A 26,350-nucleotide genomic window follows, 5' to 3' on the forward strand; every position below is an offset into this window, starting at 1 on the left:
CGATGAGTTCTCCCTTCTCTTGGCCGGCGGTCGGCGTCGCCGTCGCCGGTGGCGCGGTTTTCGCACTGGGGATCGTTTTGCCTCGCCTTCAGCTCCGCGCGGAGACGCGACGCGGCCGATCGACGGCGTCGACTCCGCAGGTCCTTCCGCCCCGGCCATCCATCGACGTGATTGTTCCCTCATATCTCGAGACGGCGACGATCGGACCGACTGTGAGACGTCTGAGGGATGCGCTGAGGGAGTACCCCGGTCCCTCCACGATCACTGTTGTCGCGAGTGATGAGGCGACGGGTGACGCTGCCGTGGAGGCGGATGCCGACCGGGTGATCCGCTTGGAGCGATCTGGGAAGCCGCATGCCTCCGCCGTTGGCGCAGCAGCATCCAGTGCCGATGTGTTGGTCTTCACAGATGCGAACTGCGAGATCCAGCCGCAACGTTGGCCCAGCATCGTGGTCGAAGAGCTCACGCGTTGGCATCTCGTCTCGGGCAACAAGACGGAGCGGGGCACGCGGGAAGCGCTCTTCTGGCAACTCGAGGCGTCAACGAAGCAAAGACTCTCTGAAGCCGTGGGCACACTCAGTGTGGTCGGCGAGTTGATCGCCATTCGCCGAGCGGACTACCGGCCGACGCCGCCGGGGATTGTTGTCGATGACCTATGGCTTGCGGCCCAATTGGTCTTCGAAGGAAAGCGGGTTGGCGTATCGGATCTACTGCAGACTGTGGAGGATCCGGCGTCGAACAAGGACCAATGGGGCAGGCGCGTTCGGATCGCGAAGGGGCTGCTCCGGGAACAATTGCCTCAACTTCGGCTTCTATCCTCGAGCCCGGAGGGCCGACTCTTCATCGGGCATAAGTTGTATCGGCTGACCGTGGGATGCTTTGGGTTCTGGGTTGCAGTGGCAGCCGCCGGTGTCTCTTCCTGGCCCATTAGTCTCGTCCTTTATGCAGGCGTCCTAGGCTGTGCCGTCACGTACTCGGGTCGCGTGATGCCTCGTGCTTCACTCGGATTACCCATTTCGGCGATAGGAATGCAAGCCGTTCCGGTTGCGGCGCTATATTCATTGATTCGAGACCGGTTCCGATCCGCTTCATCTGACGCGGAGACCGTCGGTTGGGCAAAGGTGGAGCGCTGATGGACGCCGCACCTTGGGTGCTCGTAGTGACGAAGAACGACTATCGGCAGGAACGCGACGGTGGATCAAAACGCGTCGCCGCTGTCGTCCGAGCTCTCGCGAGCGCGGGATTCGACGTTGAGACCATCGGTGTCCGGCCGTTCGCGTCGTCCGCGGCACGCGCGACAGGGATCGGTTCGTTTTGGCGGGCTGTGCCCGCAGTCCTTCGAGTGTTTCAGTCGACGATTCGCACGCTCAGTCTTTCAGTGCTCAAATGGTTCAGCATGGTTGCAATCCGTCAGATGGTCGACATCACACATCAGCGTCAGAGCAAGCCAACATGGGTAGTCGTAGAGTTCAGCCAATTGGCCACCTACCGCAACGCTCTGCAGTGTGCGGTCGTACTAGACATGCACAACCTCGAGTTCGAACTGCTGGACAATTACGCCGCGTCCGAGAGTCGGCCTCTGCAACGCCTTGCGGCTATGTACGAAGCTCGAAGCATGCGACGTCTGGAGTCGCGGGTTGGCCGGGAGTTCGACGTTATCTCGGTCGTGAGCTCTCACGACCGCGCTTTGCTGGACCGCTGGACGGATACCGCTGAGTCTCACGCCACCCTAGTCACCGCTCCCAACGGAGTGAGCGAGGGGAGCTTTGCATACGAGGGTGGCCGTCGGGACACCGTTGTCTTCGTCGCGCACCTCGGCTGGCGCCCAAATGTCGATGCCGCCGTGTGGCTGGCTCGAGAGGTGTGGCCTCTCGTGAGAATCCGGAAGCCTACGCTGCGGCTGCAGATCATCGGTCGCTCACCCTCGCCAGAGGTCTTGAAGCTGGTTGCCGACGATATCGCTGTCATCCCAGATGTGGAAAGCACCGTGCCGTTCGTGGGTGCCGCTCGCGTCGCAACTGCCCCGCTTCACGCCGCTGGTGGTACACGCATCAAGATCCTCGAGGCGCTCGCAGCTGGCACGCCTGTGGTTGCCACCTCCTTAGGTGCTCTCGGACTTGACGGGCTTGACCCGGAGGCGCTGGTGATCGTTGACGATCCGGCGAAGTTCGCGGAACAGCTGGTCGAAATGGCCGGCAACGAACCTGACCGCTCGCATCTTCGGGACATCATGGGCCCATATCGGTGGGACACAACACTCTCGCCACTGATCGACGCTCTCGTAGCGAAATCGACGACCGAAAGGTCCGTCGCATGAGAGGCGACCGCATGTCCGGCAGCGTGCGCGTGGGCGTTGTGATCATCTCGCATAACTCAACAGAATTTCTCGCAGACTGCCTGGAGTCACTTGCAGCAGAGCCGATCAACAGGGTGATCGTCTGGGACAACGCCTCTACTCGCGAGCAGGCCAGCGCTTTGTCGATCCTGTGCGAGGGGTATCCGTCGGTGCAGCTCGAACTGAGTGAGGAGAATGTCGGCTTCGGTCCCGCAGTCAATTCAGCGGCGGCACGACTCCGCGACGCGGGCGAGGTTGACTACCTCTGGATACTGAATCCTGATGTTGTCGTGCGGGCGGGGGCGTTGGCGCGCCTGGTTCGAACGGCCGTCGACGACGACTGGGCTGTGCTTTCCCCGATGATCGTTCGGAAGGGCCGGCGAGGAGACGTACGCGTTTGGTACAGCGGGGGCGAACTCCGGGTGCGAGAAGGTCGTTCCCGCCATATTCGCATCGGCGAGCCGCTGTCCCCTGCGGATACCGGGGTGTCGTCGGTCAGCTTCGTTAGTGGGGCAGCGCCGCTCATCTCCGTTGCGGCGTGGGATCGCCTTGGAGGCTTCCGTGAGGACCTTTTTCTGTACTGCGAAGACGCCGATCTTTCCTTGCGTGCAACCGAGCACGGGCTGCCTATGGGAGTCGACCGTGAGGCGGTGGTCGAGCATGTCGAAGGCGGGTCTTCGGGTGGACACGGACCAGGGCCGACGTTCTATTACTACGTCCAGCGCAATCGGTTCCGCGTCTACGCCGACGCCACTAACACGGTCGGGCTCCTCCTCGGCCGTGGGGCGATCGAGACGTTCCGCCTGCTCGTGCTCACCCTCCGCCCGGCCGGGAGGAATCGAATCGAAAGTCTCTCATCCTCCGTTCAGGGCTTGATCGCCGGCATCAGAGGCGAATCAGGTCCCCGCCCATCGAGGAGCACTCCGTGACGCTCAAGTCGATGCAGGTTTACGTAGAGGCTCGAACCGCGCATCTTGAACGCGGATCGGTGAAAAGTGCCGACCACCTATTCGTCTATAACGGCGAAAGTTATGACTTCGACCTGGATCTCGCCGCTCGAACGGGTGCGGTCAGAGCGGGAACAGTTGCGACGGCAACGATGATCCTTCGCCGCAGGCCTGACGTACTCGAGCTCAATGAGCCGGCTATGGCGGGAGCATGGGTGAAGCTCTTCGTCTACACCGCTGCCGCCAAGTTGGCATCAATCGGTAGATCGAAGATCGCGATCGTCACGTATGCCATCGAAAACGCCGACCTGCGTGCTGCTTTTTCCCACAAGACTCACCTCCCACGCGGAATCAGCGATGCAGTCACGGCCTTCATTGTCCGGTTGCTGTGCCGGGGATTCACGCGAATTGCGTTCGGAACTCAAGGGGCTCGAGCAAATTATGAGGATCTCGTCGGGCGGCGCAATCTCAATCGGTCTGAGACGGCAGACTTTCGCGCGCTCGAGCCGGCGTGCGATTGCAGTGGGGACGACAAGGTCGATGAGCGCGTTGTCTTTCTCGGCGCGTTCGAGGAACGCAAAGGCCTCTTGCGAGTCATGGAGGCGTGGCCGTCTGTCCAGAAGGCTCGTCCACAGGCACGGTTGACTATCGCGGGAAAGGGTCCTCTCGAGAACCGAGTGAAAGAGTGGGTCTCTGCAAACGACGGTGTGGACCTTGTGGTTGACCCGGCTCGTGAGAAAATTCACGAAATTCTTCGCTCTTCAGCCGTGCTCGTACTCTTCTCGCAGCGCACTGGCACGTGGAGGGAGCAAGTGGGCCTGCCGATCGTCGAGGGCTTATCGCACGGATGCACCATCGTCGCCTCAGCCGAGACAGGATTGTCCGACTGGCTAATAGCGCACGGCCACGGCGTTCTCGAAGCGTCAGCGAACACGGGAGAGCTCGCACGGGTCATCGAAGAAAAAGTGAAAGCACCGATTGACCGGGGCGAGGTGCTGAGGTCGCTTCCTGAGAGCAGTCAGCGGCTGGAAGCCGGCCGGTGGATGTATGGCCGGACGGTGGTCGTGTGACTCGCGTCTTCCTGCTCAATAACTATTCGATGCGTCAAGCACTGAAACGCTTTCAGGACGGGGAATACCCTGGGCAGCATCTGTGGGGCTATCCGAAGGGTGGAAGCCGAGGCGATACGGAATGGGTGCTCCCGACCTCCATCTATGACGTTTCGTGGATGCGAAAAGGGGTCGCACGCGCGGTGCGCAATGCCATCGTGAAGCTCGTGGGTGACCCACTGCAGCAGCTAGCGACGTGGCGTTCGGCGGAACCTGGCGACGTGGTCTACGCCGCGGACCAACGGTCGGCATCCCTCCTCGGACTCGCAAAATCCCTCAAGTGGTTCAGGCGGCCCTTGGTGGTTGTGGTGCATCACCCCCCGCGCAATCGTTGGGAACACTGGTGCCTCGGTTCTGCGGATGCCGTTCTGTACCTAACTCCAAGTATTCAGCCGCGATTGGGTAGCTCCCTTCCGAAGATCAGGGATTTCCGATTCGCACCTTGGGGCCCTGCACTCGATTCGGATGTTTACACCGTGACGCCACCTGCGGATGCGGCGTACGACTTCGTATCTGCCGGCAAGACCAACCGCGATTACACCCCACTGCGTGCAGCAGCAGAGCTTGGAGGCTTGAGTGGCGTCATCTATGACGGCTCTTCCAAGACGGTCTTCATCGATGGGGCGGCCCACGTCACGCGCGGTCAGTATGACTACGTCGAGATCATTGCCGCGATGAAGGCCGCCCGCTCCGTCGTCATTCCGATTTGCCACGGCGAGACCATGGCCGGGCTGACAGAAGTGGCCGATGCAATCGCGCTGGACAAGCCGGTGATCGTCAACCGCTCGACGGCATTTCCTTATGAAATCGAGTCGACCGGAGCCGGGCGGACCCTAGCCAACCTCTCGGTAAAACTGCTCGTTTCTACCATCCATGATGCCCGGTCCCAGAGTATTGGTGGAGCGCGCACGCTTGCATCGACGTTCAATATGGATGCGTACTGTGATGTCCTTGACTCCGCGTTAAGGGACTGCCGGACCCCGACGGAACAAAGGCGATGACCCACGAGTCGGACGTTGCATTGACGGCGCCACTTCGCAGAAGGGGTAAGGGGTGGATCCCTGCGCGCCTTCGCAGATTCGGCCCCGTGATGGCATTGACATTCGCCTCCCAGCTGTTGTCTGCCGGGTCCACCCTGATCCTGCCTACGTTGGGCCTTGCAACCGCAGACCTTTACGCTGCCGCAACGCAGATGGGTCTGGCGAGTCTCACGGGCATCGTCGTCGGCATTGTCTATAACCTTGCGATCGGCCGTCCTAACTTCAGAGGATGGAGGCTGTGGGCTGGCTTAGCAGCGCTCTTCTCAATCGGGATCGCAACGGTTCTGTTCTTCCTCCTGAGGGGGCAAGGTCTTTTTGACCGGCTTCCCATCAACGAGGGAGCGGTGGTTATAGCTTCCTTCGGCCTCGGCGGGGCCCTTCTGAGTGCCGGCGGCGTAATCGCTGTTCGGGAGGCATGTTTGGGCCGACCGAATCTACTCGCTGGCGTCACTGTGGCTCCAAACGCAGCGCTGTTCATCGCCGTTGGAGCCACTGCCCTGTTCTCCAGTGGCGTGCGGACCGTTTGGGAAGTGACGATCCCCGGCTTGGCTTGGGCGTTGGCCGCTCTGGTCATGTTGATCGTGTCGTTCAGGCGGATGCGTATGCACGACGGTGCGCCGGAGAACCTCTCCGAAAGCCGCCACCCAAGCACCCTCCAGACCGTCGCTCTCGCTCTTGGCGTAATAACGAGTTCCATCTTGCCGTCGTTCTATATGGCCGCCGTTGTCGGACTGGCGGTCGGTTTGCCCTACTTCCTCTATCTGTCCACGAAGCTCGGGAACTCGTTCGTAAGCCTGGGCGTCAATTCCATCCTGATGGTGAAGTACAACTGGGTCCAAGAACACCGACTGCATCTTCGGTGGCCCGTGCTTCTAGCAATATTCGGCACTGCACTGATTGCCCTTGCCGTCATCGCACATGTCTGGAAAGGCAGCACACTCCAGCCACTGAGTTATGTTCTCGTTGCCCTCGCTTGGCTGCTGCTCATTACGGCCGGTGCGCTGATCATCCGTGAGATGAATGCTCAACGGCTTTCGCGGGCGCTCCTTACCAAGGTCGTCGTCGACCTACTTGTGTCGATTACGATTGCTGTCACGCTTACTCTCCATCCAAGCGTCACGGGGTACTTTGGAGCGTTCATGGGTTCCCAGGGGGCGACGTTGGCCGTCTCTGGATATTCACTCGGCTCGCGAAGTCTCGGGGTGTTAGGCGCCCTCGTGGTAGCGGCTTCAGTGCTGCTGGGCCTTTCGGGATGGTAGATGGCCGGGTTATTGCGCTTCAAGAATTGTCGAGCGCCTGCACGGAGTACAAGTGCATGAGGCGGGAAGGGTGACATGAAGAAGGTAGAGCCTTCACCGCTCCCTCGCCCGGCCTCATCTGCGTTCGAGCCTGTGTCGCCCATTCAGCACTTGGCCGCCTCGCCCCGCGTCCGCACTCAAACCTGGATCGGCTATTTTGTCCTATTGGCGGTAGTCGCGGTCCCTTATCCGATTGGTCAGTTACTCCCGCTACCCGTGGCGATAGCGCTGGCGACCTTCATCTACCTCATCGGTATCTCGTTCAGTGCTGTCGGAGGCGCCTTCTCGAGGCCTCTTCTGCTATCGCTCCTTGGAGGACCGGCGTTGTGGGCGGTCGCGTTGCTGATGCAGCAGGTCCTCGGACTGAGCGCCTTCGGGGGAGCTTTCCTATACTTCTTCGTGGTTCCCCTGGGCATACTTGCGGGAATCGAAACCGCTCGCAACGGCCTCGTTCCTTCATTTCTGTCGGCATTCCGAATTACAGCGGCGATTCTCGCTCTGCTCGCGACCATCGAATTCGCAATGAGACGAAGCGCCTTCGGTTACGAGACTTTCTTGCAGAACGACGTCATCAGGGCCACAGCCGGCCAATTCCACCCAATCATCTTGGGAGTCATCCTCACGGCCGCCATTGGCGCTTCCGCTGAACTCGTGTCCAGACGGCTTAAGGTTGCCCTGATTGCGCTGTTATTCATCGGGATTGTGACCACAGGGTCGCTAGGGCCGATCGTGGTCGGTGCTGTCATTGCCGTTTTCGCGATCTTCCCCGGCATTCGGAAGACCAGTCGGTGGACGACACTCGCTGTAGCGGCGTTCGCGCTCGCTGGAGGGTTCCTATCCACGACCGTCTGGTCGACCGACATCAGCGGAGGGACGGTCGATGAGTACAGCTCCGGTTATCGAACCGCGGTGTACGCGCTTCTTCCGAACATCTTGCGTTCAGCGCCGTTCGGGTACGGTCCGTCGGGACTGCCACCCGGCTCATGGCTGATTTACTCCCAGTACCTCGGCATTCGCGATGTAAGTGTCACGGTCGATGCTGAGCCCGTGCTCCTTGCCGCTGAATGGGGGTTTCTAGGGTTGATTGCGTTCTCGATCGTCCTATGGGTATCCGGTAGGGCGCTGTACCGAGGCTTTGCAGCGCTCAGCCTGACCCTCGTCGGTCTCACCCTGAATGGACTGACCGTTGCGCTTCACGCCTGGCTCAACCTTTCGATCTTCTGGATGATCCTGATTGGCATGGCGGTTTGGGCGGTCTTCCAGGCCCGCCATTCAGAGCCGGTTAGTGCTTCTCCTTCTACCGTTCTCGATCGGTCATAGATATGTATTCCATCCGCGTGGGGGCTCAATCGAAGGCCGAAGCGGCCCATCGAACCGCTTATTTCCGAGACGTCGTGCTCTGGTGAACGCCGCTCGCATCGTCAGGGGAGCTCTACAACTGGCTCGAGGATTTCTCCGTACCGGCGTTTGGGGCGTGCGTATCGAATGGGGGGCCCGCTTGACCGGTGGGGGGGAATATGACCTTCGCGCTGGATCGGTGATCCGCAACCGGAGCCGCATATACGTGCATGAGGGGGCCAAGTTCACCCTTATGCCAGGTGCCTCCGTCGGTAGTAGAACGGTTGTCAATGTCATGACCGGTCTGTATATCGGGGAGGGTACTCGGGTTTCGTGGCAGTGCCAGATACTCGACTCGGATTTCCACGCCATACGTCGCCCGAACGGCACGGTGCGGTCGATGACCGCCCCGGTCAGGATCGAGTCACGAGTGCTCGTCGGTACCGGCTCCATAATCCTGAAGGGGGTCTCAATCGGTGCTGACTCCGTAGTCGGCGCTGGTGCCGTGATCTCGCCATACTCTCGTTTTCCCGAGCGGAGCAGCGTCGGTGGCAATCCCGCCGTCTTCATCGCGGAGATCGGTGGTTGGATCCCTTAGTTTCCTGCGTGCGACTGCCCAGAGATCGAGTCGCCCACTGGCCGATCGTCCGCGACAGCCGGTGAATCGGGGACTCGATGAACTTGTAAAAAAGCCACGCCACACTGAAAGCAACGGGCACGGACACGCAAAGAGCAAGCCACGGGCTTGCTGATTGCATAAGCAACCGAACTCCAATGACGATCGGTTCGTGAACCAAGTAAAGGCTGAAGGAGATGGCGCCGAGCCAAAGAACCCCTCTGGTGCTGAGCGTGCGCCTGGCACCGTCCCAAAAGCATGCACTGACAACAAAACCGAGTGCGCCCGCGATGGCGACCCACCGGAAGGCACGCGCGACGTTCGCGTCTACACCGGCCGCAAGAAGTAGCCACCTCGTGCTCCCCAACAGCACTGACGACACGATGATCGGTATCCACAGGCGCAGGGCGTCTGAACGCGGCCGAAGGTAGGCGCTGAGCCAGTCCCAATTCGAGCTGATCAGCACTCCGAGACCGAAGGTGCACAGGTATACGACCGCTTCCATATCTAAGACGGCCGCGACGGCAAGTAGAAGGATCAGCAGCCAGACCTCAAGGTGAAAACGCATACGGATGCGCGCGAGCGTGATGTAGACAGGCAAGAGGATCGAGAACAAGATTTCCCAGCGCAATGTCCAGAGTGGGCTGATGACATCGGAATTGCCGAATACGAGCGAGACGTCAAGTAGCAGTCCATGGGCGTCGTACGACAGGGGTCGGGCGTTAATCCACGGGCCGAGACCCTGCGAATGAAATCGGGGGATGGCGAGGATTGTCAGACCTCCAAGAGCCACCGCGGCCCAGATCGGACCATACAGGCGCAAAAGCCTCCGTGGATAGTAAGAGATCCAATACGACATGTTTGGCGTCTTTACTGAACGCGTGAGTACCACCCCACTGAGGATGAAGAAGACGTAGACGGCAGTTCCTCCTTCCCAGAGGAGGTGCAGTGGCGTATACGCAGCAATAGTGGTGATGGGGCCTATCTGTCCGAGGGCAGCGGAAAAGTACACGCGAGCGAACGCGGGCACCGTCAGCAATGCGTGATGGAGCACGACAACGACGGAGGCGAGCCCCCGAAGCCCATCGAGACTAGGCAGCCTCGAGCCTTCTCTTGCGGCCTGCGCAATCACGGATGCTCCCTTGGCAGGTCGAACATTCCCTGAGCCTAACTGCAGAAGTGGTTTCGGCAATTACCTGCCCGATGCGATCCGAGTGAGGTGGCGCGTTCCTAAGAGGTCGACTCGCCAGGCGATCAGCTTTGCTCTGGTGTAATTGACGAATGGCCTCTCGCTCCGACACCGCTGGTGAGCGCGCGTCGCGACGACACCAACGGCGGCGAACGGCCAATCGCCGCCGCATCGTGCTCTATTCCGTGCTTGGCATTCTTGTCGTCGTGGTGGGTTTGGCTGCGTGGGTCGGCGTGCGAGGGTGGCTCGCGAAGGGTGAGCTCGAAGCGGCAGTGCCACTCGCGTCGCACATGAAAGCTGATGTGCTCGCGGGCAAGGGCAATGCTGCCGCTGCCGACGGTGCCGAGTTGCAGCAGCGCGCTGCCTGGGCGGCATCCCTCACGAGTGATCCCGTGTGGCTCGGGGCGGAATCGCTTCCTTTGGTCGGTCCCAACCTCACCGTGGTTCGGGAACTCGCGGCATCGGTCGACGGCGTAGCGAAGGGCGCGGTTCAGCCGCTGGGCGAACTTGCGGGAACCATCGCCCTGAGCGACTTCAAGCCGGTGAACGGCCGGGTGAACCTGCAGCCGCTGGTTGCTGCGCAGCCGAGTCTGGCGAAGGCCTCGGCCACGCTGACGGCAGCTCAGCAGCGACTGTCAGCCATTGACTCCCTGCCTGTCGTCGGGCCGCTGGCGGAAGCCCGCGCTACCTACGCCAAGCAACTCACCGACGCCACTGACGGCATCAGCGCGCTCAACCGGGCGGTGCAGCTGATTCCGCCGATGCTCGGTGCCGGCGGCCCGCGGAACTATCTCGTGCTGTTCCAGAACAATGCGGAACTGAGGTCGAACGGAGGCATCCCGGGTGCGCTGGCTCTTCTGCACGCCGATGATGGAACTTTCAACCTGACGCAGCAGGCCAGCTCAGCGGACTTTCCGAAGTTCGTCCCACCCGTGATGAAGCTGCCATTCGACACTCGCGCGTTGTGGGGCGACAATACGGCGTCGTACATGCAGGACATCACATTCACGCCCCAGTTCCCGCTGACCGGGCAGATCGCCCGCGAAATGTGGAGGCAGAAGTTCGGCGTCGAGGTTGATGGCGTGCTCTCGGCGGATCCGGTGGTGCTCAGCCATCTGCTTGTGGCGACTGGTCCCATCACGCTCCCGAGCGGTGATGTGCTGACCAGCGAAAACGCCGTGCAGCTGCTCCTGAGCGACGTCTACGCGCGCTACCCGAATCCGAAGCAGCAGGATGCGTTCTTCGCGAGCGCCGCCGCATCCGTGTTCTCAGCCGTCGCGTCGGGCAATGTCGATCCGATCAAGCTCATCGATGCGCTCGCGCAGAGCGGCGAAGAACGGCGGGTGTTCGTGTGGAGCGCGCATGCTGAAGACCAGAAGGTTCTGACGGGTACCACGCTGGCGGGGGACCTCCCGGCCACCCGGGGACCGAAAGAGACCTTCGGCATCTACCTCGACGACGAGACCGGCTCGAAGATGGACACCTACCTTGACGTCTCGGTCAAGGCGGCCCATCAAGTGTGTCGCAACGACCGGCTGCCCTACTACGAGATGTGGGTGACGCTGAAGAACACGGCGCCGGCGGATGCCGCGACGTCGCTGCCCGAATACGTCACCGGCGGCGGCGACAACAGCGACGTGCCGGTCGGCGGCATCCGTACGACTATCGCCGTCTACGGGCCCCCCGGCTCGTACAACCAGGGCGTCATGAAAGAGAGTCAGCCCACCGGCTACCACCCCACGGTCGAAAAGGGGTACACGCTGAGCAAGGTGTCGAGCCAACTGATGCCCGGCGAAAGCGCAACTTTCCAGTTCGGATTCATTGGTGGAGACCCCCAAAAGACGGGGATCGGCCTCGAAATCACGCCTTTATTGCGTGCGATGAGACCTTCCTCATTGGCGCTCACCTGCGAAAGTGCCCTATTCTGAAAAAGTCATGTATCGACGCGAGTGCGTTGGGAACGACAGCGACGCTTGAGGGGCACACACACTTATGAAGAAGAAGATCATTGCAATCGCGATCGCTGCAGCAGCGCTCGTCGGAATTCCGGCCGCTGGCGCCCTGGCCGCCACGTACGCCAGCCAGGGCCCGAGCGTCACGGTTAAGGCAGGCGAAGTCGGCACCCTGAACTTCATCAACCTCGACGCCAACGCATCCGTCACCATCACCGGAGGCGGCGCGGATGTCGCTGTCTTCAAGGCGGCTCCCTCGGTGACGAAGACGACCGATGCCAGCGGCGCGGTCAGCGTCGGCGCATCGTCGAACACTCCGGGCACCTTCACGATCACCGCGACCACGACCAACGTCGTCTCGGTCGGTACCCTCACGGTCACGCCGGCTGACACCACGGTCGGCAGCGGCAGCACCGGTGGAACCGGGACCGCCGGCGGAGCAGGTGGCACCGGAGCGGGCTCTTCCAACAGCTCCGGCTACGGACTCTCCAGCACGGGCTACAACGCCCCGATGCTGCTCATCTGGGGCGCCGGTGGGGCCGTCGTACTGGGCATCGCCCTGGTCGTCGTGCTGAGCATCGTGCGTCGCAACCGCGCACACGCGTAGTCGCTGATTCAAAGGCGGCCCCGGTTTCGGCCGGGGCCGCTCTTTCATGCCCGCGATCGATGCCCGTTACGGAATGTAGCCGCGGGCGGCCTTCGCGTCGTAGATCACGATCACGCCCGTCCAATCGCTGCGGCCGCCGAATTTCGTGGCGTTCGCCAGGCGAACGTACTCCTTTATCCGTTCCAAGCCGGCGCGAATGGACGACGCCGTGTTCGGCTTGATCTCGTAGATCTTCGTTCCGACCCGGTCGACGCGGGCGGTCACGCCAAGCTCCGCTTCGTGTGTCAGGCCATCGGGCAGCTTGTCGGCAGTGATGATCTCGCCCGACTGCAACTGCGGCTGAAACTCCTTCGGCACGGAATTCGTGTAGAGCTCCTTGCGCAGCACCTCGAGGTTCTCGTGCGCGAAGTTGCCGGATGCGGTCGAGGCCGGTTCCGAGCGCCCGGCGGTCGGGCGGTCGGAGAGGCCGGGTTCGAGTTCACCCCCGGCAAGCGGGCCTTCCTCCGCGATGGAGAGGTCGCGCTCGAGCGCCTCGAGCTTGCGGGCGGCATCCGGAGCGTCGAGGTCGACGCGCTGCAGCCGGTCCATGAGGCCTTCGTCTGAGATCGCCTCGATGCGCTGCTCGAGTTCGCCCGCCCGCTTGATGGCATCGGCGCGGGCGTTCACCCCCGACGAGACCTCGCCGCTCGTGCCCATCGCCATAGAGGTGCCCGCAGGTCCGAAGGGGCTCGGCGGTCCGATGGCGACACCCGTGACAGGGGTTGCGCCGCCTGTCGCCGCGCCGCCGCTCACGGCGAAGGCGGGCAGACCCATGGGCGGCAGCGACTCCGCGATGGTGAGCGCCTTGCCGTAGTTGCCCTTCACGCCAAGGTAGGCCAGCGCGGCCATCGCGATGCTCACGAGCATCTTGATGAACTCGCGACTGGCGGATGCGATCTGGTTCGCCTTTCCGTCGGCGGTCCACGCGAGCGTCAGCCACTGTTCCGCGTGCCCGAGAGCATCGACGACCGCTGTCACCATGCCGGCCGCGCCGAAGGCGGCCAGCCCGAGTTGAATGACGATGGCGGCGATCTGGCCGACGCCGGTGGGCGTTGCCGCGAGGAACGCCGAGAGGGCTTCCGCGGCGACGAAGGCCGCGACGATGCCGACGATCTCGACCATGTGGTCGCGGATGGCCTGGGCATATTCGCCGGCGACCTCGCCGAGGTGGCTCGGGGCATCCGTCACGCTGAGCATGATGTCTTCGATATGACCGGCGATGCGCTTCACTTCGCCATACAGGCCGTTCGTGAGCGATCCGCCGGGCACTGTGCCCTCGAGGGCGATCACGTGCGCGGCGCTCGGCAACCAGATGCGCTCGCCGGCCACGAGCTGCACGTTGTTCGCGCCGCCGCCGAAGATTCCGGGATCCTGATAGCTGCCGCGCACTCCGTTTCGGCCGAGACTGCTGTTGACATAGAGCAGCACGTTCTCGTAGTAGCGCAGGTCGTGGCCACCCGTGACCTCGCTCTTGAACATCCGCACAGCCAGGCGCTCGGCGGTGTCGCCCGGCTGGATGGCATAGAGCTGGGCGGTCGCGTTCGGAACGTCCACCGTGATGCGGCGGGCCTCGATGTACCCCCGCACCATGCCGCCTGGTGTGAACGCGGTGGCGTACCACCACGTCGCTGCCTGCGGTTCCATCGTCGAGGCGTTCACGGGGTAGGTGCCGCTGACGAAGACCCGGGTTGCCGGCGGGAGGGGATTGTCGGTGAGGGCCGCGCCTCCGGCGTCGATGGGACCGCTGCGGATGTTGGCTCCGTCACTCGTGTCGATGAATCCCACCTTATTGATGCCGGCATCCGGTTGCGGAATCTCGATGCTCATGGGCAGGGGAGTGGCCGGCTCGCGTTGGAGCGCCGTGCTCTCGCCGGTGCGCTGCGTTGCCGTCTGCGCGGCGGAGACCGCACGATTGCCGGCGGTGCGCTGCAGAAAGTGCAGATCGTCGGCGGCGGCTGCGGTGCCGGCGGTGCTGGCAGCGGTGCTCGACGGCGCGCGAAGGCCCGCCGCCGTCGGCCGCTCATTCTCGCGGGGACGGATGCGACCGAAGGCCGACTGCGGGCCGGCGTCTGATCGTGCGGCGGGCTGTCTGGCCGTCTCGTGCCGGGACTCTCGCGCGGACCGCAGCAGCTCCGCCCGCGATTCTCCTGGTCCTGGCGACGCCCGCCCCATTGTCACAGGGTGACAGTACGTCGGGTGCCGGCCGCGGGTTCAGCGGCGTGGCGCAGGTCGCAGGGCAGAAGGTGTTGCCCGATCGGGCGGGTTCGTGTGCAAACCGGCCGTCTCGACGCCAACGTTGCCCACCGGACGTTGGGAAGACCGCACGCTCGCCGCCGGTGCGTTTCCGAAAGTGCAGCTGGCCAGCACTGGTGGGGCGTACTTCTCCTCCACAGGCGTGGATGCGGTGGGCGCGCCTGTGGATAAGAAATTCCCTGATCAAAGTGGCTTCTCTGCCGTTTCAGTGTCGGTGGGGGGTGGGATTGTTGAGTTATGCAGAACCCGGCCCTGGATGCTCTCGCGGAGGAGCTCGCGACGCTCGACGCGATCTGGTCGGGTGCGCTGCCCGCTTTCGGTGCCGTTGCGCAGCTGGGTGCCGGGGAGCAGGTGGAGTGCATGAGCGATACCGGGTTGGTGGAGGTCACCGACGCGATCGCCAGCTTCGTGCGGCACGGGATGGCGCTGCTGACGGCTCCCGCCGCGGAGATCGCGAAACGCTCCGCCCGGGAACGCGGCACGCAGGGGCTGGCGAGGAAGCTGGGGTTCGCCAACGCGACCCAACTGATCGCCGCCTCCATGCGCGGCCGGGCAGCGGATGCGGCGAAGGTCCTCGCGGTGGGCAAAGCCTGCGCTGCCGGGCAAACCATCAGTGGGGAGTGGCTGCCGCCCACGCACCCGCATGTGGCCCGCAGCATCGCGTCCGGTGCGATCTCCCTGGATGCCGCCTCCGCGATCACCGGCATGCTGGACCGGGTGGGTGTGCGCGGCAACCCGGTCAAGGCTGAGAAGACCGAGCGGGTGCTGGCCACGCTGGCGCTCACCCTGCCCTATGACCTGCTGTTGAAGGCCATCGCCCGCGCCGAAGCCCGGCTCGACCCCGACGGGGTGCTGATCAACGAGGCCGAAGCCCGCGCCCGCCGGGCCTGCACGATCCGCAACGACAGCTACGGCATGACCCACCTGCGGGCGGTACTGGACCCCGAGTCCGCCGCCGCCGTGAAAGCCGCCATCGAAGGCATCGTCACCCACTGGATCCGCACCAACACCGCTGAATGCACCAACGCGGCCGATGCGCCGGAAGGCGGCGGCCCCGCCGTGGCCGGTACGGGGCCGGGTGTGATCGGTGATGGCCGGACGATTCCGCAGATGCAGGCCGATGCGCTGGCCCTGATCGCCCGGCACGCCCTGGGCTGCCGCCGGATGCCCGAAGCGCCGGCGATGAGCATCGTGGCCCGCGTCGAGATGCACACGCTGGTGGATGGACTCGGGGTGGCGACCATCGACGGGCTGGCCCAACCGGTCTCCGCCGGCACCATCCGGCGCATGGCCGCCACCGCCGAACTCATCCCCGCCGTCTTCGGCGGAGCAAGCCTCCCCCTGGACCTCGGCCGCGATAAACGCCTCTTCAGCCGCGCCCAACGCCTGGCTTTGGCCGAACGCGACGGCGGCTGCGCCTCCTGCGGGCTCGATGTCGCCTACTGCGAAGCGCACCACATCCTCTGGTCCAAACGCGACCACGGACGCACCGACCTCAGCAACGGGGTCATGCTCTGCCCACCCTGCCACACCCGCATCCACCACGACGGCTGGATCATCAAGATCATCAACTCCCAAGTCTGGTTCCAGCCACCACCCCACGTGGACCCGCAACAAACCTGGCGACTCGGCGGCCGCGCCCGATTCGACCCCGCCGCCGCGTGAATCGAAAGTGACCGATAGGCTGGCGGGTCGAAGCGGCGCGCTTCACTAGGGTGGAGCGGTGACCGACAGCGACCGAGCCGAGCAATGGGCTGCGGTCGAGGCGCGACCGTCGGCGAGCCGCATCCGTCGTCTGCTCACGTCGCCGTGGCTGCAGCTCGTTGCCGTGATCGTGCTGATCGGTCTGGTGCAGGCGTTGTGGGTGAAGGTCTATCAGGTGCCCTCCGCCTCCATGGAGCAGACGCTGCAGGAGGGCGACCGCGTGCTGGTGAATCGGCTCGCCTACGCCGGCGGTGCAGCTCGTGGCCCCGCCATCGGCGACGTCGTGGTCTTCAACGCTTCGGACGCCTGGGACGAGGCGCCAGTGCCGCGGAGTGTGCTGCGTACGATCGTCGGCTGGTTCGGCGACATCTTCGGCGTCGTTCCCGGCAATGCCCACACCCTCGTGAAGCGCGTGATCGCCGGGCCGGGCGACACCATCTCGTGCTGCGACTTCACCGGCCGGGTGCAGGTGAACGGTGAACCGCTGCACGAGCACTACCTGTACGAAGACCTGCTCTTCGAGCACGGTCAACTCGACTGCCAGACGCCGCAGATCTCACAGCGATGCTTCGGCACGTACACGGTGCCTGCCGACAGCTACGTCGTGCTGGGGGATCACCGTTCCGACTCGGATGACTCCGTCGCGCGTTGCCGAGGCACAACGCGCACAGAAGTGGGCTGCCTACGACTCGTGCGGCGAGCGGATGTCGTGGGCCAGGTCTTCCTCGTGTTGTGGCCACCGACTCGCTGGACCCAACCGCTCAGCGAAGATCCGCGCTGAGACTCAGGCTCCCTCGACGGCACCGGCCCGAACAGCTGCCCGACCTCGGGAGCGCATCCGGAGCACGACATAGGCGAGGGCCGCGCCGATCAGGCCGCCGAGGCTGTTGGCGAGCACATCGCGGTAGCTCGGAGTGCGTCCTTCAAGAAAGAGCGCCTGACCGAGCTCGATCACCCCGCTCGCCGCAATACCGATGAGCACAGCGAGCCACCACCGCCGTGCGCCGAGCAGTACGGTGAGCAGCACGCCGAACGGCACGAACAGCACTACATTCGCGCTCGCCTCGATGAGTCCGTAGGTCACCCAGCTCAGGCCCAGAAGGTGGAACCAGTGCAGGGCGCGGTCGATGGGTCCGGTCAGTCCCTGGTCGACGTGGGTGGGCCAGAACGCGATGAGAGCGAGGGTCACGAGATAGACCACGAAGGCCGCGAGCGCGATGAGGGTGGCGCGGGCCGGCAGCTTCATCGTTCGAGACTAGCGGCTCGGCATCCGCGCTCTTCACAGGTGGCGCGCGGTGGCAGCTGATTGCGCCGATGTCGCTTACAATTCATGTGGGGGAGCCTTCATTGCCCTCGTCCGTATGAGGCTCGAGGAGGAGTCGTGAACGTGCAGATCGTGCTGCTCGTCGGCGGCATCTGGCTGGCCGTGGCCGTCGTGCTCGGCCTCATCATCGGCGCGGTCATCAGCACGAGCATGCGGCGGGATGCCGCGGCGCGTCGTGCGACGCGCGTTCCGGTTCCCCAGCAGTTCGAGCACCACTGAGCCGAGCGGGCTGAGTCCGCGGGTCTGTCGCGACGCTTCGACAGGCTCAGCGAACAGCGGTGTGGGCCGCGCGTGAGGGTGCGGTCCCTGAGCTTGTCGCGACGCTTCGACAGGCTCAGCGAACAGCGGTGTGGGTCGCGCTTGAACGTGCGGTCCCTGAGTTTGCCGAAGGGCCGCGACCATGCGCGCGCTGCGGTTAAACGAAACCGGCCCCCGCTTGCGCGGAGGCCGGTTTCACGTGGTCGGGGTGGCGGGATTCGAACCCACGACCTCCTCGTCCCGAACGAGGCGCGCTACCAAGCTGCGCCACACCCCGAAGGTCTTGAGACCTGGCCCGAAGGCCTCAATAAGGATAGCCGATAAAAGCCGCCAGCCTTGACCAAGCCCAAGACGGCCAGCGGATGCCGGTCGGCCAACTCCGGGAAAGCGAACTCAGCGCTCGTCTTCGGGAACGAGCGTGAGCAACGTCGCCTCGGGCGGGCAGGCGAACCGCACCGGCGCGTAGATGGAGGTTCCCAGGCCGGCCGACACGTTGAGGTACGCGCTGCGCACCCCGTGCCACCACGTCGAGAGTCCCTTGACCTGCTTGCGCGGAATGTCGCAGTTGGTCACCAGTGCACCGAAGCCGGGCACGCACACCTGACCGCCATGCGTGTGACCGGCGAAGATCACCTGAGCTCCGTGCGTGACGAACGAGTTCAGCACGCGCTGGTAGGGCGCATGCGTCACGCCCACGGTCACGGTGGCGCGCGCATCCGTCGTCGTTGTCGACGCTGCCTTCTTCGACGTCGCCTTCTTCGGGCGGCCGTGGTCGGGCCAGGTCTCGTCGCCGAGCGGGTCGTTCGAGCGCAGCTCGTCGATGGCGCTCGTGATGAGCTCGGCACGGTCGAGATGCTTGTGCGGGTCGTCGACGCCGAAGAACTCGAAGTGCGTGCCACGGATGTCGAGGGTGCCGGCCGCGTTGTTCAGGTCGATCCAGCCGAGCTCGGCGAACTGGTCGAGCAACGCCTGGGTGTCGAGGCGAGCCGCGCGGTGCGAGTGCTTCGACGGACCGCCGAAGTAGCGCAGCGGGTTCTTCGCGGTCGGACCGTAGTAGTCGTTCGATCCGTTCACGAAGACGCCCGGGATGCCGCGGAAGCGCTCGAAGGCATACGCGACACCGCGTACCCCGTCTTCATGACCGAGGTTGTCGCCCGTGTCGACGATGAGGTCGGGGTTCAGGTCGGCGAGCGAGCGGATCCACTCCTGCTTGTCGCGCTGCCACGGCGCCATGTGCAGGTCGCTGAGATGCAGAACGCGGATGGGCGTGGATCCCACGGGGAGAACTGGCACCCGCACCTCGCGCAGCGTGAACATGGTGCGCTCGACGAGGGTTCCCCACACGAGGGCGGCAAGAGCCGCCGCGGCCGTCACGGTGACGGCCACGGCGGCTCCACTGGAAGTGCGGGGCTGCGGCACTATCCGCCGTTCCCGTTTCCGCCGCCCTTGCCGACCGTGACGGTGACGGCAGATCCGGGCTTGAGCCAGGTTCCCGCTGCCGGGTCGCTGCTGATCACCTTGCCGAACTTCGAGGGATCGGCGGTGTCGACGGGCGTGAAGTTGCCCTGCAGGCCGACCGCGCCGAGCTGCTGCTTGGCTTTGTTCGGGTCGGGATCGAGGGCGGGAACCTGCGACGTGAGGGCGCCGTTGGAGGTGTACACCGTCACGAGCGATCCGCGGGCCGCGTTACCGGAGGGGTTGGTACCCGACACCACGCCGGCGGGCAGCTCGGAGTCTTGCGCGCCGCCGTCGGCGTAACTGAAGCCGGCCGACTCGATGAGCTGCTGAGCCTCCTGCGGCGACTTGCCCCGCACATCCGGAATCGTGGCCGAGACGCTCTTGAGCGACGACGCATCGACCGTGGGGAAGGCGTCTCCGCCGTACTTGGCGTTCGCAACCGACATGATGCGCGGCCAGATCGCGTGACGCAGCACGGCCGCCTGGGTGCCCTTGAAGTAGGTCTTGCGCATGTCGACGTGGCCGCTGGCGTTGTAGACGCCGACGACGGTGGCGACCTTGGTGCTCGCGCCGCTCATCCAGGTGGCCTCGTTGTTGTCGGAGGTACCCGTCTTACCGATCATCGGCACCTTGGGGCTCGTGCGCGAGTACGACGAGGTGGCGGTACCCGCGGTCATCACGCGCTGCATGGCGTACGCCATTCCCGCGGTGATCTTCGGGTCGACCTGCTGGCCGCACTCGGCCGACGGGGGAGTGATCTCCGAGCCGTCCTGCTTCACGATCTTGTCGATCACGATGGGCTTGCAGACCATGCCGCTCGCGGCGATGCCGGCGAAGGCCTCCGCCATGGTGACGGGCGCGATCTCGTTGGTGCCGAGGATGGTCGCCGGGCTCTGCAGCAGCGTGGTTCCGTCGGCGCGGTGCACGTTGAACGTCTGCGCGGTCTGACGGATGCCGCACAGGTCGAGCTGCTTGGCCATGGCGATGAATCCGGTGTTCTCGGAGTTCTGGGTGTTGTAGAGCGCCGTCCACATGCCACCGTTGCCGCCCTCGTCGTTCTTGGGGCTCCAGGTGGGGTCGTGCTGCGGGCCGTTGCAGCTGTCGCGGAAGGTTCCCCAGTCAGCGCGACGGCGGGCATCCACCGTCTCGTTGAGCGAGTGGCCCTCTTTCAGCCACTCGGCGAGGGTGAACACCTTGTACGTCGAACCGGGCTGGAATCCGCTCGATCCGCCGTAGTCGAAGTCGGTGTTGTAGTTGACCGCGCTGTACTGCGGGCCCTGGTTCAGAACCTCGGGGTCGTTGCTGAAGTACTTGTTCTGCGCCATCGCGAGCACGCGGCCGGTGCCGGGCTGCACCGAGACGGCGCTGGAGCCCACGTCGACGCGGGGGTCGGTGTAGGGCACATTGTCGTCGATCGCCGACTGGGCCGCGTTCTGCAGGTCGAGGTCGATGGTCGTGTAGATGTCGAGGCCGCCGCGCTTCAGCGTGGTGAGGCGGTCATCCTCGTTGGCGCCGAAGGCGGGGTCGTTCACGATCGTCCAGTAGACGTAGTCGCAGAAGTACGCAGAGTTGCCTGCGGTGGAGCATCCGGTGCTCGGAGGCGTGATCACCGGCGCGACGGGAGCGGCCACGGCCGCATCGTGCTGCTCTTTGGTGATCTTCTTGTACTCGAGCATCTTGTCGAGGATGTAGTCGCGGCGTTCCTTGGTCTGCGCGTAGGGAACGGGCTGGCCCTTGACGACGGTGTTCGCGCCGTTCGCCTCGCTGTCTGGGCGGTCGAGGCGGAACTTCTCGGGGTTGTTCACGATCGCCATGAGCGATGCGGCCTGCTCGACGGTGAGGTCTTTGGCGTGCGCTCCACCGAAGTAGTACTGGCTCGCTGCCTCGATGCCGTAGACACGGCCGCCGAAGCCGGCGATGTTGAGGTAGCTCTGAAGGATCTGGTCCTTCGAGTACTCCTTCTCGAGGCCGATGGCCAGGCGCATCTCCTTGAGCTTGCGGTCGGCGCTCACCTCGGTGGCCTTGTCGTAGGCCTTCTGCAGCTCTGCCTCGGTCTTGGCGCTCATCTCCGCCTTCTGCACCAGCACGTTCTTCACGTACTGCTGCGTGATGGAGGAACCACCCTGCACGTCGCGGCCTGCCGCGTTGAAGACGAGGGCGCGCATGGTGCCCTGGAGGTCGACGCCGCCGTGCTCGTAGAAGCGGGGGTCTTCACCGGCGACCGCGGCATCCTTCGCGAACTGCGAGATGGCATCCCAGCCGACCTCTTCGCGGTCCTGGTCGAAGAACGAGGCCAGCAGCGCGGTGCTTCCGTCGGAGCGGGTGGCGTAGATGTTGGTCTTCTCGGCGAGCGCGTCGATCTTGAGGTAGCTCGGCAGGTTCTCGAACATGTTGATACCGCTCGTGGCGGCCATGCCGCTGACGGCGATCGCAGGGGTCACGGCTGCCGTGACGAGCACTCCAGCGACCGCGCTCATGCCGAGGAGGGCGAGGAAGCCTCCGAGCACACCGCTGGTCGTACGTTTTTGGGCAGACATATAGTGGAGCCTAAAGGAACAAACTGATAAACCGCTTGGGCGGTGCGCTTGTCGCGCCTTTCTCATCTTTTCACAGCTGTTGCAGGGCGGGTCGCGCTCCTGCGGCCTCGTTCAAGGAGCACGCAATGCCCGCCTGGGAGTACGTCACCACCCCGCTCATGGTGCACAGCACCGCCGCCATCCTCAACAACTGGGGAGCCGACGGCTGGGAGCTCGTGCAGGTCGTCACCGGGCCCGAGGGCGGGCTCGTCGCCTACCTGAAGCGCCCGGTGGGCGCCGAGGAGTCGCACGCAGCATCCGCCGGTGCCCGCGCGGCGGCATCCGCAGCCACTGCCTTCGAGGGCGGCTACTGATGGGTGCGGTGAGCGATCGTCTGGCCGAACTCGGCATCACCCTGCCCGCCGTTGCGACGCCCGCCGGCGCCTACGTGCCCGCGGTCGTGAGCGGCAACTTCGTCTACACGGCGGGGCAGCTGCCGTACGTGGACGGCGCGCTGCCGGCTTTGGGGAAGGTGGGCGACGGCGACGGGCTCGTTCCGGCATCGGATGCGAAGGGCTACGCGCGTCAGTCGGTGCTCAATGCGCTCGCCGCGGTCGAGGATGCGATCGGGTCGCTCGATCGTGTGACGCAGGTCGTGAAGGTGACGGGGTTCGTCGCATCCGACCCCTCGTTCAGCGGTCAGCCGGGCGTGATCAACGGAGCCTCGGAGGTGCTCGGCGAGATCTTCGGCGACGCCGGCCGCCACGCGCGTTCGGCCGTGGGTGTCGCGGTGCTGCCGCTCGACGCACCGGTCGAGGTGGAGCTCATCGTCGCGTTCGCGTAGGGGGGCGCGGCCCCCGCCGCCCGGCCTTCGCTTCGCAGGAGATCGGCGGGTGTGCAGGATGCTGCGCGGCGAGTCGGTCCTGCAAAGCGCACGATCTCCTCTCCTCCAGAAGGCCGCAAACGTCGCGTCCTATCCACAGGGCACCATGAGGCGACCGAAGGGTCGAGCGGCTGAGGGACGATCATGCCCATGGATGCTGCGCTGGTCGTGACCTCTCTCGGCAAGATCGCACACCGCACTCGCCTCTGGGAGGCAGGTCTCACCAGCTACCAGGTCAAGAAGGCGGTCTCGGAGGGGCGCCTCCGGCGCGTGCGCCGTGACTGGTTCTCGGTTCCCGAGTGCCCGCCCGCGCTCATCCGGGCAGTCCTCGCCGGTGGTCGCCTGACCTGCCTAAGTGCAGCACGACACTGGGAACTGTGGATGATCGATGACGGCCACTTCCACGTTGCGGTTCCGCCGACGGCGGGGCGCACGCGGCAGGGCGAGACTGACGGCACGATGACGTTGCACTGGGCCAGACCGATCGTCGCCACGACTGCTCGGGTGGCGATCGACTCCATCGAGACGGTGCTCATCCGGGTCTCGGAATGCCAGCCTCACGAGAACGCGGTTGCGGTCGTGGATTCGGCTCTGAACAAGAAGCTCGTGCGACGCGGGCAGCTGCTGCAGTTGGCGTCGGTCGTCGGCGGCCGGTTCGCCGAGGTGGTGGCCGACAGTGACGGCCGGGCGGATAGTGGCCTCGAGACGCTACCGCGGGTACGGCTCCGTCGCCGAGGCATCGAGATGGTGCCGCAAGTACGCATCGACGGTCACGATGTCGATGGCCTGATCGGCGAGTGCTTGGCGCTCCAGTTCGACGGCGACGCGTTCCACTCCACCCCGGCCCAGCGTCACCGGGATCGCGAGGAGGACGCACGACTCGAGCTGCAGGGCTACCACGTTCTGCGCTACGGCACCCGTGACGTACTCGATCGCTGGCCGAGGGCCGAGGCGCAGATTTTGTCGGCTATGGCGCAGCGGCTACACCTGTGGCCGGCCGATCGACCGGCACCATTGCGGCCCGCTTTGCAGGAGATCGTGCGGATCACAGGACGTCATAGGCAGAGCTGATCCTCCGCATCCGTCGATCTCCTGCAAAGCGGGGCCTCGCTGCGGCCGCGGCCGCGGCCCCAGCCCCCTACCGCACCTGCTCCATGATCGAGGTCATCACCGAGGTCTCGGCCAGGGTCGTCGTGTCGCCCACCTCGCGTCCCTCGGCGAGGTCGCGAAGCAGGCGCCGCATGATCTTGCCAGACCGGGTCTTCGGCAGCTCGTTCACGATGAACACCTGGCGGGGCCGCGCGATCGCGCCGATCTGCTGCGCCACGTGCAGTCGCAGCACCTCGGATGCCTCTGCCGGGGTCAGATCGCGGGCGTGACGCTCCTTGAGGATCACGAACGCCACCACGGCCTGCCCGGTCGTCTCGTCGGAGGCTCCGACCACGGCGGCCTCGGCCGTCATGTCGTGCGCCACGAGCGAGGACTCGATCTCGGCCGTCGAGAGGCGGTGACCCGACACGTTCATCACGTCGTCGACGCGGCCGAGCAGCCAGATGTCGCCGTCCGCATCCCGTCGAGCGCCGTCGCCGGCGAAGTACTTGTCGCCGAACTTCTCCCAGTAGGTCTCCTTGAACCGCTCCGGGTCGCCCCAGATGCCGCGCAGCATCGAGGGCCACGGCTCGGTGATCACGAGCAGGCCGCCATCCGTTCCCTCGACGGGCGTGCCATCATCCGAGAGGATGTCGATCGAGATTCCGGGAATCGCCACCTGCGCCGAGCCCGGCTTCAGGTCGGTCACGCCGGGCAGCGCCGAGATCATGATGGCGCCGGTCTCGGTCTGCCACCAGGTGTCGACCACTGGAATGGAGCCGCCGCCGATCACGTGGCGGTACCAGATCCATGCCTCGGGGTTGATGGGCTCGCCGACCGAACCGAGCAGGCGCAGGCTGCGCAGGCTGAACCGCTGCGGAATGTGCCGCCCTTGCTTCATGAACGAACGGATGGCGGTGGGCGCCGAGTAGAAGATCGACACCTGGTACTTGTCGATGATCTCCCACCACCGGCCGGGGTAGGGCGTCTCGGGCGTTCCCTCGTAGATCACCTGCGTGGCGCCGTTGGCGAGGGGACCGTAGACCACATAGCTGTGGCCGGTGACCCAACCCACGTCTGCGGTGCACCAGTAGACATCCGTCTCGGGGTGCAGGTCGAAGACGACCTTGTGGGTGAAGGCGGTCTGCGTGAGGTAGCCGCCGCTCGTGTGCAGGATGCCCTTGGGCTTGCCGGTCGTTCCGCTCGTGTAGAGGATGAACAGCGGGTTCTCTGCGGGGAAGGGCTTCGCCTCGTGGTCGGCGTCGACCTGGGCGAGCTCGTCGCTCCACCAGAGGTCTCGGCCCCCGGTCCAAGCCACGTCCTGGCCGGTGCGCTTCACGACGAGCACGTTCTCGACGGTCGTCTCGCTCTTCTCGAGCGCGGCATCCACCGCCTCTTTCAGGGCGAACGGACGGCCCTTGCGGTAGCCGCCGTCGGCCGTGATCACGAGCTTCGCCTCGGCGTCGAGGATGCGCGAGTGCAGGCTGTCGGGGCTGAATCCGCCGAAGACGACCGAGTGGATGGCGCCGATGCGGGCCACGGCGAGCATCGACACGACCGCCTCGGGAATCATCGGCAGGTAGATCGCGACCCGGTCGCCCTGCCGGATGCCGAGGCTCGTCAGCAGGTTCGCCGCCTTCTTCACCTCCGCGGTCAGTTCGGCGTAGCTGATCGAGCGGCTGTCGCCGGGCTCGCCCTCCCAATGCAGCGCGATGCGGTCGCCGTTGCCGGCGAGCACGTGCCGGTCGAGGCAGTTGTAGGCCACGTTCAGTTCGCCGTCGTCGAACCAGGTCGCGAACGGCGGGTTCGACCAGTCCAGCGACCGGGTGAACGGGGTGTGCCAGTGGAGCAGCTCACGGGCCTGACGCGACCAGAACTCCAGTCGATCCGTCTTCGCCTCCTCGTAGAGTTCGGCCCCCGCCACGGCGTTCGCCGCGAACTCCGGGCTCGGCCGGAACCGACGGATTTCCTCGAGGTTGTGATCGATCTGCACGTTCATGCTCTCGTAGCGCTCCCTTGCGTCTGGCTGTGGGCGATGCACGCGCCCGAATGCGACGATACCTCTTTCATAGCAACGTGCTCTCGCGTTGCGACGAGCGATGTCATATCGTCGGAGGGCGGGGATGCGGATGCGTCGTCGCGCCGAGCGCGCAGGATTCGTGCGTGTCCACAAAAATGAGGACATTGAGGGTTGCGCTGCGACGATCGTGTCGTAAACTTCTGATGCGCCTGAATGAACTTCGGGCAAGTGGCGTGATGTGATTCCCCCCAATCCTCACGACACCGAGGCGGCACCTGTTCCCCCCAATAGGTGCCGCCCCTTCTATTTCCGGGGTCGTTTGCGACAATTCCGCTCGGTTCGTCGCATCGTTCGGCTAGGGCTGGCTTGGCGTGC

22 protein-coding genes and 1 tRNA gene are annotated in these 26,350 nt (G+C 64.6%); 16 read left to right on the top strand and 7 right to left on the bottom strand.

Going from position 1 to position 26,350, the window contains the following annotated elements; translation table 11 throughout:
* The first annotated feature begins 2 nt into the window (after window positions 1-2).
* From WDJ51_RS09060 to WDJ51_RS15510, 8 genes are all read left to right on the top strand, one after another.
* Complete coding sequence (locus WDJ51_RS09060; protein WP_337852128.1) at window positions 3-1,133, top strand: glycosyltransferase; 1,131 nt, start codon at window positions 3-5, stop codon at window positions 1,131-1,133.
* Window positions 1,134-1,159: 26 nt separating this feature from the next.
* On the top strand, window positions 1,160-2,317 hold the full coding sequence (locus WDJ51_RS09065; protein ID WP_337852129.1) for a glycosyltransferase: 1,158 nt from the start codon (window positions 1,160-1,162) through the stop codon (window positions 2,315-2,317).
* Between the two features lie 11 nt (window positions 2,318-2,328).
* Entirely contained in the window at window positions 2,329-3,264 is a 936-nt protein-coding gene (locus WDJ51_RS09070; RefSeq protein ID WP_337852130.1) for a glycosyltransferase family 2 protein, read from the top strand.
* Window positions 3,261-4,352 carry a glycosyltransferase gene (locus WDJ51_RS09075; RefSeq protein ID WP_337852131.1) on the top strand — a complete coding sequence of 364 codons (1,092 nt, stop codon included), beginning with the start codon at window positions 3,261-3,263 and terminating at the stop codon, window positions 4,350-4,352. Before WDJ51_RS09070 ends, WDJ51_RS09075 begins: the two co-directional genes overlap by 4 nt.
* Window positions 4,349-5,392 (top strand): hypothetical protein, encoded by a 1,044-nt coding sequence (locus WDJ51_RS09080; protein WP_337852132.1) that lies wholly within the window; start codon window positions 4,349-4,351, stop codon window positions 5,390-5,392. Before WDJ51_RS09075 ends, WDJ51_RS09080 begins: the two co-directional genes overlap by 4 nt.
* 86 nt (window positions 5,393-5,478) lie before the next feature.
* Window positions 5,479-6,690 carry a hypothetical protein gene (locus WDJ51_RS09085; protein WP_337852133.1) on the top strand — a complete coding sequence of 404 codons (1,212 nt, stop codon included), beginning with the start codon at window positions 5,479-5,481 and terminating at the stop codon, window positions 6,688-6,690.
* A gap of 75 nt (window positions 6,691-6,765) precedes the next feature.
* A complete protein-coding gene (locus WDJ51_RS09090) occupies window positions 6,766-8,049 on the top strand; it encodes an O-antigen ligase family protein (protein ID WP_337852134.1) in 1,284 nt (427 codons plus the stop codon).
* A 418-nt stretch (window positions 8,050-8,467) separates the two neighbouring features.
* Complete coding sequence (locus WDJ51_RS15510) at window positions 8,468-8,665, top strand: DapH/DapD/GlmU-related protein (RefSeq protein ID WP_443218477.1); 198 nt, start codon at window positions 8,468-8,470, stop codon at window positions 8,663-8,665.
* Here the strand turns inward: WDJ51_RS15510 and WDJ51_RS09095 are convergent.
* On the bottom strand, window positions 8,634-9,815 hold the full coding sequence (locus WDJ51_RS09095; protein ID WP_337852135.1) for an acyltransferase family protein: 1,182 nt from the start codon (window positions 9,813-9,815) through the stop codon (window positions 8,634-8,636). The genes WDJ51_RS15510 and WDJ51_RS09095 overlap by 32 nt on opposite strands.
* Before the next feature lie 149 nt (window positions 9,816-9,964).
* On the opposite strand from WDJ51_RS09095, the gene WDJ51_RS09100 reads away from it, so the two are divergent.
* Window positions 9,965-11,800, top strand: coding sequence for a DUF4012 domain-containing protein (locus WDJ51_RS09100; RefSeq protein ID WP_337852136.1), 1,836 nt, complete (start codon window positions 9,965-9,967; stop codon window positions 11,798-11,800).
* Window positions 11,801-11,864: 64 nt separating this feature from the next.
* Complete coding sequence (locus tag WDJ51_RS09105) at window positions 11,865-12,431, top strand: hypothetical protein (protein WP_337852137.1); 567 nt, start codon at window positions 11,865-11,867, stop codon at window positions 12,429-12,431.
* Between the two features lie 66 nt (window positions 12,432-12,497).
* Here WDJ51_RS09105 and WDJ51_RS09110 read toward each other — a convergent pair whose 3' ends face one another.
* Window positions 12,498-14,648: a hypothetical protein gene (locus tag WDJ51_RS09110; protein WP_337852138.1), complete on the bottom strand. Its 2,151-nt coding sequence runs from the start codon at window positions 14,646-14,648 to the stop codon at window positions 12,498-12,500.
* Window positions 14,649-14,960: 312 nt separating this feature from the next.
* On the opposite strand from WDJ51_RS09110, the gene WDJ51_RS09115 reads away from it, so the two are divergent.
* Together WDJ51_RS09115 and lepB are read left to right on the top strand one after the other, a co-directional pair.
* Entirely contained in the window at window positions 14,961-16,388 is a 1,428-nt protein-coding gene (locus WDJ51_RS09115; RefSeq protein WP_337852139.1) for an HNH endonuclease signature motif containing protein, read from the top strand.
* 58 nt (window positions 16,389-16,446) lie between these two features.
* Window positions 16,447-17,208: a signal peptidase I gene (gene lepB, locus WDJ51_RS09120; RefSeq protein ID WP_337852140.1), complete on the top strand. Its 762-nt coding sequence runs from the start codon at window positions 16,447-16,449 to the stop codon at window positions 17,206-17,208.
* A gap of 3 nt (window positions 17,209-17,211) precedes the next feature.
* Here the strand turns inward: lepB and WDJ51_RS09125 are convergent, their stop codons facing one another.
* A complete protein-coding gene (locus WDJ51_RS09125) occupies window positions 17,212-17,673 on the bottom strand; it encodes a VanZ family protein (RefSeq protein WP_337852141.1) in 462 nt (153 codons plus the stop codon).
* 135 nt (window positions 17,674-17,808) lie between these two features.
* Here WDJ51_RS09125 and WDJ51_RS09130 point away from each other — a divergent pair, with 135 nt between their 5' ends.
* Entirely contained in the window at window positions 17,809-17,970 is a 162-nt protein-coding gene (locus WDJ51_RS09130; RefSeq protein WP_337852142.1) for a hypothetical protein, read from the top strand.
* Window positions 17,971-18,209: 239 nt separating this feature from the next.
* On the opposite strand, the gene WDJ51_RS09135 is transcribed toward WDJ51_RS09130, so the two are convergent.
* From WDJ51_RS09135 to WDJ51_RS09145, 3 genes are all read right to left on the bottom strand, one after another.
* Window positions 18,210-18,286 (bottom strand) — tRNA-Pro (locus WDJ51_RS09135).
* Window positions 18,287-18,402: 116 nt separating this feature from the next.
* Window positions 18,403-19,395 (bottom strand): metallophosphoesterase, encoded by a 993-nt coding sequence (locus tag WDJ51_RS09140; RefSeq protein WP_443218474.1) that lies wholly within the window; start codon window positions 19,393-19,395, stop codon window positions 18,403-18,405.
* Between the two features lie 32 nt (window positions 19,396-19,427).
* The gene (locus tag WDJ51_RS09145) at window positions 19,428-22,004 is read right to left on the bottom strand and encodes a transglycosylase domain-containing protein (protein ID WP_337852143.1); all 2,577 of its coding nucleotides are present in this window, start codon (window positions 22,002-22,004) and stop codon (window positions 19,428-19,430) included.
* Between the two features lie 125 nt (window positions 22,005-22,129).
* Between WDJ51_RS09145 and WDJ51_RS09150 the strand changes: the two genes are divergently transcribed.
* The 3 genes from WDJ51_RS09150 (at window position 22,130) to WDJ51_RS09160 (ending at window position 23,937) form a co-directional block, all read left to right on the top strand.
* Window positions 22,130-22,357 (top strand): hypothetical protein, encoded by a 228-nt coding sequence (locus WDJ51_RS09150; protein ID WP_337852144.1) that lies wholly within the window; start codon window positions 22,130-22,132, stop codon window positions 22,355-22,357.
* Window positions 22,357-22,827 carry a RidA family protein gene (locus tag WDJ51_RS09155; protein ID WP_337852145.1) on the top strand — a complete coding sequence of 157 codons (471 nt, stop codon included), beginning with the start codon at window positions 22,357-22,359 and terminating at the stop codon, window positions 22,825-22,827. Before WDJ51_RS09150 ends, WDJ51_RS09155 begins: the two co-directional genes overlap by 1 nt.
* 183 nt (window positions 22,828-23,010) lie before the next feature.
* Window positions 23,011-23,937 (top strand): endonuclease domain-containing protein, encoded by a 927-nt coding sequence (locus WDJ51_RS09160; RefSeq protein WP_337852146.1) that lies wholly within the window; start codon window positions 23,011-23,013, stop codon window positions 23,935-23,937.
* Between the two features lie 67 nt (window positions 23,938-24,004).
* Here the strand turns inward: WDJ51_RS09160 and acs are convergent, their stop codons facing one another.
* The gene (gene acs / locus WDJ51_RS09165; protein WP_337852147.1) at window positions 24,005-25,954 is read right to left on the bottom strand and encodes an acetate--CoA ligase; all 1,950 of its coding nucleotides are present in this window, start codon (window positions 25,952-25,954) and stop codon (window positions 24,005-24,007) included.
* Between the last annotated feature and the right edge of the window lie 396 nt (window positions 25,955-26,350).

Source organism: Rathayibacter sp. YIM 133350 (genome assembly GCF_037404875.1).
Classification (GTDB): Bacteria; Actinomycetota; Actinomycetes; order Actinomycetales; family Microbacteriaceae; genus Orlajensenia.

What these genes read in the sequence shown, in the direction of transcription:
- WDJ51_RS09060 (WP_337852128.1), top strand. Translation starts at nt 3, where the DNA reads ATGAGTTCTCCCTTCTCTTGGCCGGCGGTCGGCGTCGCCGTCGCCGGT.
- WDJ51_RS09070 (WP_337852130.1), top strand. Translation starts at nt 2,329, where the DNA reads ATGTCCGGCAGCGTGCGCGTGGGCGTTGTGATCATCTCGCATAACTCA.
- WDJ51_RS09090 (WP_337852134.1), top strand. Translation starts at nt 6,766, where the DNA reads ATGAAGAAGGTAGAGCCTTCACCGCTCCCTCGCCCGGCCTCATCTGCG.
- WDJ51_RS15510 (WP_443218477.1), top strand. Translation starts at nt 8,468, where the DNA reads ATGACCGCCCCGGTCAGGATCGAGTCACGAGTGCTCGTCGGTACCGGC.
- WDJ51_RS09100 (WP_337852136.1), top strand. Translation starts at nt 9,965, where the DNA reads ATGGCCTCTCGCTCCGACACCGCTGGTGAGCGCGCGTCGCGACGACAC.
- WDJ51_RS09105 (WP_337852137.1), top strand. Translation starts at nt 11,865, where the DNA reads ATGAAGAAGAAGATCATTGCAATCGCGATCGCTGCAGCAGCGCTCGTC.
- WDJ51_RS09115 (WP_337852139.1), top strand. Translation starts at nt 14,961, where the DNA reads ATGCAGAACCCGGCCCTGGATGCTCTCGCGGAGGAGCTCGCGACGCTC.
- WDJ51_RS09125 (WP_337852141.1), bottom strand. Translation starts at nt 17,673, where the DNA reads ATGAAGCTGCCGGCCCGCGCCACCCTCATCGCGCTCGCGGCCTTCGTG.
- WDJ51_RS09145 (WP_337852143.1), bottom strand. Translation starts at nt 22,004, where the DNA reads ATGTCTGCCCAAAAACGTACGACCAGCGGTGTGCTCGGAGGCTTCCTC.
- WDJ51_RS09150 (WP_337852144.1), top strand. Translation starts at nt 22,130, where the DNA reads ATGCCCGCCTGGGAGTACGTCACCACCCCGCTCATGGTGCACAGCACC.
- WDJ51_RS09155 (WP_337852145.1), top strand. Translation starts at nt 22,357, where the DNA reads ATGGGTGCGGTGAGCGATCGTCTGGCCGAACTCGGCATCACCCTGCCC.
- WDJ51_RS09160 (WP_337852146.1), top strand. Translation starts at nt 23,011, where the DNA reads ATGCCCATGGATGCTGCGCTGGTCGTGACCTCTCTCGGCAAGATCGCA.
- acs (WP_337852147.1), bottom strand. Translation starts at nt 25,954, where the DNA reads ATGAACGTGCAGATCGATCACAACCTCGAGGAAATCCGTCGGTTCCGG.